We start from the raw sequence: 14,169 nt of genomic DNA, 5'->3' as shown, positions 1-14,169 counted from the left end.
TGCGTTTTTTTGATACTCAATAAAATTAAAACCTACACAAATCATCCAACAACTCCATTTCATCTTCTGGCAATAATTGCAGGGCGATTTCAAGTAAAGTCAGTACATTGACATTATTGTCTTTTGTAAAACTCGACAAACCGTTGGCATCTGGATTAAGCAAAATAATACTGGCTTTTAGCAAATCTGAAACCATTAGATTTAATTCGTTATAAGAAGATACTTTTAGCGGTAGGGTAAACGAGTTGGCTTCTTTAGGCTCTGGTTTTAGTTTGGTGAAATATCTTCCTTTATTTATGAATTCTAATAATTCTTCAGCTCTTTCTTTGTTTTGCGCTTCCATGATTTTAATTATTTTTCTTTGAAACGAAATTAGAAATATTAGATTATATTTAGGTGATCGTAAACAATCGAGTGTATACAACCGATTTTTCATAATCAATTTTATAAATCAAAAATCCTACATGGAATACATTGTATTTGTTTGTAGTCAAATTATATTTTAATGGAAGAAAAATTTTGCTGGCGTTGCGATATGAAAGTCAAAATGCTAAATGACTATGATTTCAATTTATGCCGAGAAGCATTCATTTTTGGAAAAAAAGAAATTGAAAAGGAATTGAAAAGAAGAGATATTCAGAACTATGTTTGGTTGGACAAAATTGAAACATTTGAAAAATATCGTTATTTACTAGAAATGTATAAACTCATAACAGGTGAATATGAACCAAATCCTTTAGCTATTTTACATCATCAAAGAAGTCAGTTTGGAAAAGAGTGTCCTAATTGCGAAAAACTATTCCGAACTCCAAAAGCAATATATTGCGTAAGTTGCGGTTATGGTTCAGAAAACTTAACAAAAATCTAAATGAAATCATAAAAGAAATTAATACATGCGTAATCAATAACTCCATAAAATTATAGAATGAAATCACTTCCTCTTTTATTTTCTATTTTTCTTTTCAACTTTTCGTATTCGCAAGGCATTGACTTTAAAACCGAAAAAGAAATTATCAAGCAAACGCTTAGTCAATATCTGGACACTAATCCAAATTCAATGGTTAGTTTTATTAAAGGTGGAAAAGGTTACAAACTTGCTGCTTTTGGGCTCGAAATGGGAATTGCAATGGGGGAAGATTCACAAAAAAAAGAAGAAAACAAAAAGGATTTAGAACATTTGAATTACTTTTCTGATTCTATTTCAAATGCTTTGAAAACAAAAAAAATTAAAGTGTTTGTTAGCGATACTTTATTTGCGTATAAATATATACCTGCCGCGAACAACTTACAGAATGAAACCGATTGGAAACAAAACTATCAATATTTACTTGCTGATTTTAAGTACAATGAATTGGCAAGAATGGACACGATTATTGGTGAAGAATATATCGATTTGATTAAAAAGCAAGTACATTATAAAGGTGAAAACAAAACATTTGCAAGAGGAGAGTTAGACTATTCTTATTATAAATTTGAAAAAGAAAACCTTAGTTCTAAAGATCAATCCAGTATTCGAGCTTCCAAAATATATCGATTGGTTTTAAATGACAATAATACTAAAGGCTGCTATTTGTTTTCTTTTTACTGCAGTCAAAATAGAATTTGCAGAAGTTTTATATTCATTAAAAAAGAAAACAATAAATGGGTCTATGTAGATGAATATCCATCTTGGATTGTAGATGAATCATAATATTCAAGCTAGTGAAGTAGAAACTTTCTATATTTCGAAAAATATAACTACTTTACAAGTTCAAAAATACCTTTGTACAATCTTAAAAATAAAACTAATCTCAAAAAAAACAGAAAAAGGTTGCTTCAAACAACATTAAAAAAATGTAGCTTTGAATGTTTGATTACTAAAAATAAATCATGGAAAACTTCGATTGGACCGCTTAAAATGGACTTTGAACAAATAATATCAGGACGAATTATTCTGGAGTTTTTGGGCGCTTCAGCAAGATTTCTTGGTTACAATTTATGGACTCTTACCAACGACAATGATTTCAGAACATTTGCAAGTTTCTGGTCACCCCGGGGAAGCAGCCAGAAAAAAGAGGATAATAGCAATCGAAATCATATGATTGGAGTTCTTTTTTTGGGAGGTTTCGTAATGCTGCTCATTGTTTTTAATACCTAAATCATCACGCTACAACACATTCCATGTTTTTTTCTTCCATGATCTGCATATCGATATTTTTGGAGCGATAGTTTATTATTTCAAAAAAAATCCCAAAAGAAAACTCTTTTGGGATTTTACTAAACTTAAAACGAAAACGAAACGATATTCAACCTATTCCTCTACTTTTAAAATCTCTAATTTTAGATTTCCTTTTTTAGCAGGCCATTCCACAATATCGCCTTCTTTGTAACCCACCATTGCAATTCCTTCGTCTGAAAGAACCGAAATTTTGTTTTTACTTGCTTTTGCTTTTTCTGGACCAACTAGAAGGATTGTTTTTTCTTCGTTATTGATGTGATCTTTGTAAGTAACTTTTCGATCTATCGAAACTACATCTTCAGGCAGATTTTTTCGCAATACTTGCGTAGCATGTTTTAGCTGGCCTAATAAAAGTTCTTCTTCTTGTACGGTTACTTTTTTTCTTCTTACGTGATCTTTAATTAAATCGTATGTTCCTGTTGTTAATATTATGTTTTGTGACATGACTTTCTTGTTTGCTTCATTTTATCTAAAACATGACACAACTCTTCGCTGAGTATTATGCAAAAACGAGTCATTCAGCGATATCCTATCCTGAATAAAAATGAAGATTAAAATAAATGAGTAATTAAATCGGAAAAGATTTCCCTGCCTAGAGTTGTGACAGGGCAAAAGAAATAAACTCTTTTGAGTTTTTTAAGAAAGTATCGTCATGCAAATACAATAACGTGCACATTAAGCACATCAAAGAACTGTTTATTAAATAAAAATTTGCAGTGACCATTATAATATCAAATTGTTTTGGCAATATACGCCTTTTTTATCTTCCAAAAAAATGAAGACCAAGAGAACTTGCTTTAATTTTGTAGTGCAATCCAAATAAAGCAGCAAAATAATTCAACTCCATTTATATTGCAAACTTTTTCCTATTTTTTAGTTGATAAAAAACAGATTATCAATACCATTACAATATATTCCCAGAGTAGTTTTATCATTCATCAATCACCAAAAACAAACCAAACATGATTAAAAAATCGATTTTATCCATTTTAGTTCTTTTGGCAATGACTTTAAATTCCTGCAAACAGGAACCAAAAGAAACACCTGCCCCATTAATTGATGTAAAGACTTTCTTCAAGAATGGAGAAAAAAGCTCTTTCAAAATTTCGCCCGACGGAAATTACTTTAGCTATCGTGCCGATTATAAAGGAAAAACCAACGTTTTTGTTCAGAAAGTAAACGATACCAAAGCGGTTCGTGTAACCAACGACACTTTGCGAAGCATTTTCAATTATTTCTGGAAAGGTGACCGAATTATATATGCCCAAGACGTAGGCGGAGATGAGAATTTCCAACTCTTTTCGGTAAAAACAGACGGAACTGATTTAAAAGCATTAACTCCCTTTCCAGGTGTTAGAAGTGACATTATAGACGCGCTAATTGACGTTCAAGGCAAAGAAAAAGAACTAATTGTACAAATTAACAAAAGGGTAAAAGAATATTTTGATCCTTATCTTTTAAATGTCGAAACTGGAACTCTGACACTGCTTTACGACAACAAGGAAAATTTTGACGGATGGGTTACAGACAATAATGGCGTAATTCGTCTTGCCTCAAAAACGGACGGTGTAAACATTACTTGGAATTATCGAAATTCTGACAAAGAACCTTTTACGCCTCTTATTACGACAACTTTCAAAGATTTCTTTTCTCCTGCATCTTTTGACAAGGACAATAAAAACATTTATGCTCTGAGTAATATTGGCAAGGATAAAGTGGTTTTGGCTGAATATGACCCAATTGGCAAAAAAAATGTAAAAGAATTGTTTGCTGACCCTAACTATGATTTAGATGCAATTAATTACGATCGAAAAAAACAAGCCTTGACTTCTGTAACTTGGGAAGCTGAAAAACAGGAAGAACATTTTTTTGATAAAGAATGGGAAGCAATCAAAAACGATCTGAAAAAGCAGATTGAAGGTTACGAAACCGAAATTGTAAACTACGACGATGCCAGAACCAAAGCTATTGTTTGGGCTGGAAATGATAGGACTCCAGGAAAATACTACATATACGATTTCAAAACCACAAAAGTTAAAGAAGTTGCGAATCCGTTTCCTTGGATCGAAGAGAAACACATGAGCCATATTAAACCTATAACGTATAAATCGAGAGATGGTCTTGAAATTCACGGCTATTTAACGCTTCCGTTGGGAGTTGAACCTAAAAATCTGCCTGTCATTATCAACCCTCATGGTGGTCCTTGGGCAAGAGATGGCTGGTACTTTAATCCAGAAGTTCAATTCTTGGCAAATCGTGGTTATGCTGTCTTACAGATGAACTATAGAGGAAGCACCGGTTATGGAAAGAAATTTTGGCAATCTAGTTTTAAACAATGGGGTAAAAAAATGCAAGATGATATTACCGATGGTGTGGAATGGCTGAAAAAAGAAGGCATTGCAGATCCAAATAGAATTGCGATCTATGGCGGTAGTTACGGTGGTTATGCAACACTTGCCGGAATCACTTTTACGCCCGATTTATATGCAGCGGCAGTAGATTATGTGGGCGTAAGCAATTTATTTACTTTCATGAATACGATTCCGCCGTATTGGACACCTTATCTGGATCAGTTTCACGAAATGGTTGGCGATCCTAAAAAAGATAGTTTGCTGCTTGCATCTGCATCGCCTGCCTTACATGCAGACAAAATAAAAACACCTTTGTTTATCGCACAAGGAGCAAACGATCCGAGAGTAAATAAAGCCGAAAGCGACCAAATGGTTGAAGCTTTGAAAAAACGTGGTGTCGTTGTAGAATACATGGTTAAAAATGACGAAGGGCATGGTTTCAGAAATCAAGATAATCGTTTTGATTTTTATGGTGCCATGGAAAAATTCCTGGACAAACATTTGAAACAAAAGAAATAAACAAATAGTAAACCTAAACTTAAAAGCTGCAGAGAAATATTTCCTGCAGCTTTTTTTGAAATAAAAAGCAACAAGAAATAGCTTACATTTGTTTTAATCATTGTTTTAATTTTAGATCTCTTTCCTCTAACCTCAAAATACTATAAAACATCATGGAAAACTTCGATTGGACTTCTTTCACCAAAAAAATAGCCGTTAAAGCTAAACTTTCAGATATATACGATGCGTGGACAAAAGCAAATGAGTTAGAAAAATGGTTTCTCGAAAAGGTATCTTTTTTTGGCGCTAATCAGCAATCTATAAACCAAGACAAAAACGTAGAAAAAGATAACACATACGAATGGCTTTGGTATTTGTATGATGACGCTATGTCAGGAAAAATTGTTTCTGCCAATGGAATAGATCAATTGCAATTTACTTTTGAAGGAAACTGTCTTGTAGATATAAATCTAACCGAAAAAGACGATTACACGATTGTCGAACTTCGTCATTATAATATTCCAACAGATGATCATTCGAAACAATACATCAGATTGGGTTGCTCCAACGGTTGGCATTTTTATCTCACCAATCTTAAATCGGTTTACGAAGGCGGATTAGATTTGAGAAATAAGGATAGTAATTTGAACCCGATGATTAATAATTAGAAAGAATTTAAAACCAATGAAATTAATAATTACCTCTTTCCTTTTAATTTTCAGTTTAACTTTATTCCCACAATCCAACCCATTTTCGGGCAATTATACGCGCTCACTTTCTACTGAAAAACATATAATTGAATACAAACTGACTTTAAACCCAGACGGAACTTTTGTGTTCCATTCGTATTCTAAAATACAAAACGGAAATCCTGCAGAAGAAAATAAATACGGAAAAGGAAAATGGAGCGCAAAAGACAATCTGATTACTTTTTCGGCGAACAAAAAAGAAGATTTAGACCCAAAATATACGCTAGATTTTAATAATTCAACTGCTCGATTTGTTGCTAAAAATCCGAGAGATAAAAGTGATAAGATTGTGAAAACAAAACTTCAGTTTTTAGAATCTGGTATTTTCTGGATCAAGAGTATCGTTTTTTTTAAATTATAAATGAATGAAAAAAGTATTTATTATAACTTTTCTGCTTTTATCAGTCGTAACATTTTCTCAGACCAAAAAAGAAAATCCAATAGATGTTTTAGAATCAAAATGTCTCAATAAAGAAAATATTTCTAATGCAGAAATGTGCAATTGCACCATTCAAGCCCGTGAGTCTTGGGATAAAGAACTGAATAAATATTACAGTTTACTGAAAACGAAACTCTCAAAAGAAGCTTTTGAAACTTTGAAAGAATCTCAAAAACAATGGCTTGTTTATCGTGATAAGGAATATGCTTTTATTTCGAAATATTTTTACGAAGTAAAGCAAGGAACCATGTGGTACGCCGTTTCCGAAAGCAAAAAAAGAGACATAGTAAAAACAAGAGCGGTTGAACTGGAGGGATATTACAAAATGTTAGAATATTAAACTTTCTTTTTAGAAAACCTTTGCCCCTTTGTACCTAATAACCTTTGCCCCTTTCCCATAAAATCCCTATTTTCGCATGTCCAATTAGAAAAGAAAAAATGAAGGTCTGTATTGCTGAGAAACCAAGTGTAGCGCGTGAAATTGCATCTGTTTTGGGTGCCAATACCAAACACGATGGCTATTACGAAGGCAATGGTTATGCTGTAACCTACACTTTTGGTCATTTATGCACTTTAAAAGAACCCAACGATTATAAACCGCATTGGAAAAGCTGGGATTTGAACAATCTGCCTATGCTTCCTGAAAAGTTTGAAACCAAAGTAGTTCAAAACTCAGGGATTCAGAAACAGTTTAAAATCATTAAAAGTCTTTTTGAGAAAGCCGAAGTGGTTATCAACTGCGGGGATGCTGGACAAGAAGGAGAATTGATTCAGCGCTGGGTAATGAACGAAGCGCATTACAAAGGCGAAATTCAGCGATTATGGATTTCATCTCTTACCACAGAAGCTATTAAAGAAGGTTTTGAGAACTTAAAACCGTCAGCCAATTACGATAATTTATATTACGCTGGATTTTCTAGAGCTATTGGAGATTGGCTTTTAGGAATGAATGCCACACGTTTGTACACTGTAAAACATGGCGGTTACAAACAAGTTTTGTCTATCGGACGCGTACAGACGCCAACTTTGGCGATGGTTGTAGAGCGTTTTAGAGAAATCGAAAACTTTAAGCCACAGCCTTATTGGGAATTGCAGACTTTGTATAGAGAAACGCTTTTTAGTTATGAAGAAGGTCGTTTTCTAAACCAAGAAGACGGACAAATTATCGCGGCCAAAGTCAAGGAAAGTGATTTCGAAATCGTTTCTGTCGACAAAAAGAATGGAAATGAATATGCTCCAAAGCTTTTCGACTTAACCGGTTTACAAGTTTATTGCAATCAAAAATTCGGATTTTCTGCTGAAGAAACGCTTAAAATTGCGCAGACTTTGTATGAGCAGAAAGTCATTACATATCCCAGAGTTGATACGACTTTTTTACCAGGTGATATTTATCCGAAAGTGACTGGAATTCTGCAGAAATTAACCAATTATGCCGAATTGACTCAGCCCCTTTTAGGAAAAAAAATCAAAAAATCGCCAAAGGTTTTCAATGATAAAAAAGTAACCGATCACCATGCGATTATTCCAACGGGAGTTCAAAACAATCTGCCTCATAATCAGCAGCAGGTTTACGATATTATTACCAGACGTTTTATTGCCGTTTTTTACGATGACTGTCTCGTTGCGAATACAACCGTAATTGGAAAAGCCGCCGACGTGACTTTTAAAGCGACTGGAAAAGAGATTTTAAAAAAAGGATTCCGCGTTGTTTTTGAAGATCCGAATGCGAAGGAAAAAGAACCCGATTTACTGCCCAGTTTTACAGTGGGCGAAAAAGGTCCGCATGAACCTTCTTTTCTTCAAAAAGAAACCAAACCACCTAATCAGTTTACCGAGGCAACTTTACTGCGTGCGATGGAAACGGCAGGAAAACAAGTTGATGATGAAGATTTGCGTGAACTGATGAAAGAAAACGGTATCGGTCGTCCGTCAACGCGTGCAAATATTATCGAAACGCTTTTCAAACGCCAATATATTGTTCGAAACAAAAAACAGGTTTTACCTACTTTAACGGGAATTCAATTGATTGATACGATTCAGAACGAATTGGTCAAATCGGCCGAACTTACAGGAACTTGGGAAAAACAACTGAAAGATATTGAAAAAGGAACTTTCACCGCAGCGGCATTCATCAGAAACATGAAAAGAATGGTGGAAGCTTTGGTTTATGAAGTTCGAAGCGAAACCAAGCATGCTAATATTTCGCATGCGGCAACGATTCAGAAACCAGTTGTAAAAGCAGAAAAAGAGAAAAAGAAAGCCTCTGGAATTTCGGCAGAAACTTGTCCGAAATGCCAAAAAGGAAAGATACTGAAAGGAAAATCGGCTTTTGGATGCAGCGAGTACAAATCGGGTTGCGATTTTGTACTGCCTTTTGTTTTTCATGATAAAAAAATTACCGAGAGCCAGTATTTACGATTGGTTCAAAAAGGTTCTACAGTTAATATAAAAGGCTTTAAAACCGATTCTGGAACGGTTGAAGGTTTAATTCGTTTTGAAGAAAATTATAAACTGAAATTGGAACCGAAGAAAACAGATAAAAAAGCCGAACCAAAAGAAAATTCAGATGCATTAGTTTGTCCGAAATGTAAAAAAGGAACGATCCTAAAAGGTAAAACCGCCTATGGCTGTGCCGAATATAAATCGGGCTGTGATTTTAAAGTCACTTTTGATGAAGTTCGCGAAAAACTAAAAGATCAAAAGCCTACTAAGGAATTGGTTTACTCAATTTTGAGTGCAAGCGTTTAGTTTTTTAGCCACAGATTAAAAGGATTCGCACAGATTTTTTCTGCCACTAATTACACGAATTTCCACAATTTTTTTCTCGCAGATTCAGCAGATTTATTTTGTAATCTGAATTATAAAAATCTGTTATATCTGCTAAATCTACGTGAGACAAAATCATTTTAATTCTTTAATCTGTGGCAAATAGCACAAAATAATTTGTAGAAATTAGTACAATTCGTGGCAAACATTTTTTTCATACATTAGTGCTATCAAAAACCTTATAAATATGTTTCAGAAAATTACTCTTTTAGCACTTGTTATAGCCGCAGTTTCTTGCCAGAAAAAAGAAACGGTAGAAAAAGATAAAATCAAAAAAGCCGACTGGCTAATTGGGAACTGGGAAAACAAATCTCCTGAAGGAGTTTTATCTGAAAATTGGCAAAAGCTAAACGACAGTACTTTCAGTGCTTCTTCTTATTTTATAAAAGGAAAAGATACTTTGCATTTTGAGACTATTGTTTTGGCCCAGCTAGGTGAAACGCTTACTTATAAAGCAACTGTAAAAGGACAAAACGATGACAAACCGGTCTTCTTCCCTTCTACCTCAGAAACAGATCAGCAATTGATTTTCGAGAATCCAAAACACGATTATCCTCAAAAAATCACTTATACAAAAGGGGCCAATAATACATTAACTGCCGAAATTTCTGGAAACATGAATGGAAAACCGAATTCTGAGAAGTTTGTTATGACGAAGAAATAATTTTCGTGTACTGATTAGAATTTTAGAAATAAAAACATTTCAACCCAAGAATTAATTTCAGATTGATTCAAACAAAATCATAATGTATTATGAGACTAAAAAGCATTTTATTTCCGACACTAATAACTTTAGTAATTTTCTCTTCTTGCAAAAGAGAAGTTAAAACCGAAATTCCCGTAAAAGCCTACCCTAGTCTTGCAAAAGCAAAATGGTTTATTGGAGAATGGGGAAATAAATCGACTGAAGGTGAACTTACCGAACGCTGGAAAAAAGAAAATGATTCGGTTTATCTAGGTGAATCTTATTATGTCGTGGGACAAAATGATACAGTTTTTGCTGAACATGTTCGTCTTGAAGAAGCGAATGGCAAGTTGTCTTATATTGTGACAGTTCCTGGACAAAATAAAGAATTGCCTGTAAGTTTCGAAATGACTTCAGCTACAGGTACTCAAATTACTTTTGAGAACCCAAAACATGATTATCCTAATAAAATTATTTACAATCTGGTGGAAAAAGATTCATTAATTGCAGAAATTTCAGGGCTGAAAAACGGCAAACCAAATACAGAAAGATTTGTCATGAAAAAACGCTAAAAAACTTAGAGCCTCAGCATCTTAGAACCTTAGCACCTTAAAAAAAACTCTACTCATTCTCCCCGATCTTATTCACCATAAAAATCATCAGAATTCCTAAAAGTGCCATAATAAGGAAAGCCCATTTCATACTTAAATACTCAGAGATAAAACCAACCATTGGCGGCACCAATAAAAAGCCAAGATAGCCAATTGTTGATATCGAAGTCAAAGCAGAACCACTGCTTAATTTTGAAGATCTTCCGGCGATACTAAATACCAACGGAACAACACAAGAAACCCCAAATCCGATTAAAACATAACCAAAAATAGTTGGATATGCATACGGTAGGATAAAACAAATACCAAAACCAACTGTTATTAAGATGCCGCTATAAAGCAGGATTTTTTTAGTTCCAAATTTCATCACACCATAATCACCAAAAATACGTCCTAAAGTTACTGCCGATGCAAAAAACACAAACGCAGCGCTGGTTAATTTTGGCGAAGCTTTCAATATATTCTCAAAATAAATTCCGCTCCAGTCGTACATCGTATTTTCGCAAGCCATTGACACGAAACAGATCATAGCAAATTTTATCAGATTTTTTTCGGGCATTGAGAAAAACTTCTTCTTAACCGGAACAGGTTCATTATGAATACTCATCGGATAAAAACAAGCCGTCAGTGCCAGCATAAAAATACTTACTCCCAATAAATGATGCGAAGGCGCAATTTTCTGGGTCACCATTACATAGCCTAATCCAGCTCCCGAAAAAACGGCAATACTCCAAACGGCATGAAAACGTGTTATAATAGATTTAGGATACAGTTTCTGCACTTCAAGAGACTGTGCATTTATCGATAAATTGAAAATATTGCGAGAAGCTCCGAAAAATAAAAGTATAATAACCAATTGCCAAACAAATGCTGCCAGACCAGGCAAAGACAGCGCAACATTGAACATAACTGCACCGAGAAGCATAATATAACGGCTGCTATATTTATTTAACAACTTTCCTGTAAAAGGCATTGTCAGCATTAAACCGATTGGAAAAGCAAATAAAACCGCTCCAAATTCGGCTTCAGACAACTTTAATTGTGCTTGTATATGTGGAATTCTTGAAACCCACGAAGAATAACCAAAACCCGAAAGAAAGAAAAAAACAGTATTGGCAATACGATATCCTCGAGGCGTATTTTGAATCTTTTTAAAGAATGGTAAAATCATGAAGTCATTTTTCAGACCGCAAAATTAAGGTTTTTTAAAGTTTATCGCACTACAACTTCTGATAAGAATTTTGATTAATCGTTCTAAAATCAACATTTAACAATTTCAATACTAAATGGCAAAAAATAAAATTGTTAAAGTTATTTTAATTTTTACTTTTGTATTGTTTTTATTTATTCTAAATAAATATTATTTACAAACCAATTAATAAATAGCAATGAATTACCTCAGTTTGAAGACTTCACGTTTTCTATTTTCAATCAGTTTTTTATTTTCGTTCTTATCGGTTTTTGCACAGCAAAATCATGGAAAAATTAAAGGAACCATAACTACTTCAGACGGCGATGCTGCAGCGGGAGTAAATGTTATTCTTAGAAACTCTAAATATGGTACTGTTTCTAACTATGACGGAAGTTTTGATTTTAATAAAGTAAGAGCCAATTCTTATACACTTCAAGTATCTTTGGCAGGTTACGAAACCGCAGAAACCGAAGTGATAGTTACAGAAAACGAAACCTCAACAATTAATTTACAGCTTAAAGTTTCTAATAAGGAATTGAATGAAGTTGTCGTAAATGGCAAGAAAAGCAACTTATCCAAAAAGACCGATTATGTTGCCAGGATGCCGTTAAAGAACCTAGAAAATCCTCAGGTTTATAATGTTATTCACAAAGAACTATTGCAAGAGCAAATTGCGGTAGATATAAGAAGCGCGGTTCAAAATGCTACTGGCGCAATCTCAAAAATATATCCTTCTGGAGGACTTGAAATTAGTTTTAGAGGATTCAGTACAGGTGTAAACGCACGAAATGGCATGGAAACTCTTTCTGGACGAAGCTCAATCTCAATTGATAATGCCGAACGAATTGAGGTGCTAAAAGGCCCTTCTGGAACCTTGTTTGGTTCTTCTGTTTCCTCATTTGGAGGAGTTGTAAACTTGGTTACCAAAAAGCCTTTTGAAACTAGCAAAACAGAGATATCTTATACAGGAGGAAGCTTTGGACTGCAGCGTGTTGCGGTAGATTTTAATATGCCTTTGACTTCAAACAAAAAAGTTTTGTTTAGAATGAACGCCTCGGCAAACACAGAAAATAGTTTCTTAAATTATGGTTTTAATAAAACAGTCTTATTTGCACCGAGCATTATTTATAAAGCAACCGACAGATTAACGCTGAGTTTAGACACAGAGATTTTCAACACCAATAACACACGTCCTACTTACGGACGTTCTTATGCGGCAGGACTCACCAACCCAACAGACCTAAAAGTAAATTATAGAACAAGCTTATTTGCAGATGATCTTGATGCTAAAACGACTTCTCCTAAAATATTTGCTCAGGCAGAATATAAAATCTCTGATAACTGGAAATCTACAACACTATTCTCATTAGTAGATGAACGTGTCGATCATAGTTATCAATACTACACTGTATGGAAATCGCCGACAGAAGTTGAAAGAATGGTATCGCGTTTTGGACCAATCCATAATAATTTTACCAATTTTCAGGAAAACATTAATGGTGAATTTTCTACAGGAAGCATCAAACATAAATTCTTAACAGGTATTAATTACAGATTTACAAAAGGAACATTTAAATATGCCACAACACAAGTATTAGATGTAATTGATGTGACGACAAATTTTGAACCAATTCGAAAAAGCGATGTAGATCCAAAATTGAAAGAAATGCAATTTGGCGTCCCAAATGAACAGACTTTCAGTGTCTATGCTTCAGATGTAGTTAGTTTTACAGATCGCTTGTCTGTAATGTTAAGTCTTCGTCTGGATAACTTTGTTCAGAAAAAATTGGAAGATACAGATGGTTACAACCAAACAGCTTTGTCTCCAAAATTAGGTTTGGTTTATGAAGTAGTTAAAGATCAAGTTTCTTTATTTGGAAATTATATGAATGGTTTTCAAAATTCAGGTCCAGTAAATCAGCCAGATGGATCAATATTAATCTTAAAACCAATTTATGCGAATCAATATGAAGGTGGCGTAAAAGTGGAAACTTTTAATAAAAAATTGAGCACGACACTGAGCTACTACAATATTACAATTGATAATGCCACAAGAACAAATCCCGATGGATATAATATTCAGGATGGAAAACAAGTAAGTAAAGGAATTGATTTTGAATTTATTGCCAATCCAATAAACGGTTTAAACTTGACAGCTGGTTACGCTTATAATGACAATCGTATCGTTAAATCGTCTGACGCTTCCATTGAAGGCAACAAGGCTAGCGGCGCACCAGAAAATGTGCTCAATTTTTGGCTTTCCTATAAATTTCAAAACACATTAAAAAATTTAGGTTTTGGTTTTGGAGGAAATTATGTAGACAAACAATATAAATTTGAAGATGAAAGCTTTTATGCTCCTTCTTATTCGATTTATAGCGCAACAGTATTTTACGACAGACCCGTTTGGAGACTTGGAGTTAAATTCAACAACCTTACAAACACAAAATACTGGGATTCTTATGGAATGGCTCAAACTCCATCGAACTTCTTAGTAAACCTAACAGTAAGACTTTAGTTTTCTTACGCAAATATTTTCCACCACCTCGAAATACATTCAATATGAAATGAATTTCGAGGTTTTTTTACGTTTTATTTTT

At 34.0% G+C, this 14,169-nt stretch carries 14 protein-coding genes; 11 read left to right on the top strand and 3 right to left on the bottom strand.

All coding sequences use genetic code 11. The annotated features are described in order from the left end of the window. Positions 1-25 precede the first annotated feature (25 nt). Positions 26-343, bottom strand: a complete 318-nt coding sequence (locus M0M44_RS12935; RefSeq protein WP_248726023.1) for a hypothetical protein — start codon at positions 341-343, stop codon at positions 26-28. 162 nt (positions 344-505) lie between these two features. Between M0M44_RS12935 and M0M44_RS12930 the strand changes: the two genes are divergently transcribed. From M0M44_RS12930 to M0M44_RS12920, 3 genes are all read left to right on the top strand, one after another. Continuing rightward, positions 506-868, top strand: coding sequence for a hypothetical protein (locus M0M44_RS12930; RefSeq protein ID WP_248726022.1), 363 nt, complete (start codon positions 506-508; stop codon positions 866-868). A gap of 57 nt (positions 869-925) precedes the next feature. Next, the gene (locus tag M0M44_RS12925; protein WP_248726021.1) at positions 926-1,690 is read left to right on the top strand and encodes a hypothetical protein; all 765 of its coding nucleotides are present in this window, start codon (positions 926-928) and stop codon (positions 1,688-1,690) included. Positions 1,691-1,897: 207 nt separating this feature from the next. Continuing rightward, complete coding sequence (locus M0M44_RS12920) at positions 1,898-2,137, top strand: hypothetical protein (protein WP_248726020.1); 240 nt, start codon at positions 1,898-1,900, stop codon at positions 2,135-2,137. 153 nt (positions 2,138-2,290) lie between these two features. Here M0M44_RS12920 and M0M44_RS12915 read toward each other — a convergent pair whose 3' ends face one another. Beyond that, complete coding sequence (locus M0M44_RS12915; RefSeq protein WP_248726019.1) at positions 2,291-2,662, bottom strand: GreA/GreB family elongation factor; 372 nt, start codon at positions 2,660-2,662, stop codon at positions 2,291-2,293. A 518-nt stretch (positions 2,663-3,180) separates the two neighbouring features. Between M0M44_RS12915 and M0M44_RS12910 the strand changes: the two genes are divergently transcribed. The 7 genes from M0M44_RS12910 (at position 3,181) to M0M44_RS12880 (ending at position 10,338) form a co-directional block, all read left to right on the top strand. Continuing rightward, positions 3,181-5,088 (top strand): S9 family peptidase, encoded by a 1,908-nt coding sequence (locus M0M44_RS12910; protein WP_248726018.1) that lies wholly within the window; start codon positions 3,181-3,183, stop codon positions 5,086-5,088. Positions 5,089-5,240: 152 nt separating this feature from the next. Continuing rightward, complete coding sequence (locus M0M44_RS12905; protein WP_248726017.1) at positions 5,241-5,735, top strand: SRPBCC family protein; 495 nt, start codon at positions 5,241-5,243, stop codon at positions 5,733-5,735. A 16-nt stretch (positions 5,736-5,751) separates the two neighbouring features. Beyond that, positions 5,752-6,177 carry a copper resistance protein NlpE N-terminal domain-containing protein gene (locus tag M0M44_RS12900; RefSeq protein ID WP_248726016.1) on the top strand — a complete coding sequence of 142 codons (426 nt, stop codon included), beginning with the start codon at positions 5,752-5,754 and terminating at the stop codon, positions 6,175-6,177. Positions 6,178-6,181: 4 nt separating this feature from the next. Beyond that, a complete protein-coding gene (locus tag M0M44_RS12895; RefSeq protein ID WP_248726015.1) occupies positions 6,182-6,595 on the top strand; it encodes a lysozyme inhibitor LprI family protein in 414 nt (137 codons plus the stop codon). 98 nt (positions 6,596-6,693) lie between these two features. Further along, positions 6,694-9,003, top strand: coding sequence for a type IA DNA topoisomerase (locus M0M44_RS12890; protein WP_248726014.1), 2,310 nt, complete (start codon positions 6,694-6,696; stop codon positions 9,001-9,003). A 265-nt stretch (positions 9,004-9,268) separates the two neighbouring features. Beyond that, complete coding sequence (locus M0M44_RS12885; protein WP_248726013.1) at positions 9,269-9,745, top strand: DUF6265 family protein; 477 nt, start codon at positions 9,269-9,271, stop codon at positions 9,743-9,745. 89 nt (positions 9,746-9,834) lie between these two features. Further along, positions 9,835-10,338 carry a DUF6265 family protein gene (locus M0M44_RS12880; RefSeq protein ID WP_248726012.1) on the top strand — a complete coding sequence of 168 codons (504 nt, stop codon included), beginning with the start codon at positions 9,835-9,837 and terminating at the stop codon, positions 10,336-10,338. Positions 10,339-10,387: 49 nt separating this feature from the next. Here M0M44_RS12880 and M0M44_RS12875 read toward each other — a convergent pair whose 3' ends face one another. Beyond that, on the bottom strand, positions 10,388-11,548 hold the full coding sequence (locus tag M0M44_RS12875) for an MFS transporter (protein ID WP_248726011.1): 1,161 nt from the start codon (positions 11,546-11,548) through the stop codon (positions 10,388-10,390). 217 nt (positions 11,549-11,765) lie between these two features. On the opposite strand from M0M44_RS12875, the gene M0M44_RS12870 reads away from it, so the two are divergent. Continuing rightward, a complete protein-coding gene (locus M0M44_RS12870) occupies positions 11,766-14,087 on the top strand; it encodes a TonB-dependent receptor (protein ID WP_248726010.1) in 2,322 nt (773 codons plus the stop codon). The last annotated feature ends 82 nt before the right edge of the window (positions 14,088-14,169 follow it).

It is taken from the genome of Flavobacterium humidisoli (assembly GCF_023272795.1).
GTDB lineage: Bacteria > Bacteroidota > Bacteroidia > Flavobacteriales > Flavobacteriaceae > Flavobacterium > Flavobacterium humidisoli.
This window is presented reverse-complemented; position numbering and strand designations above follow the sequence as displayed.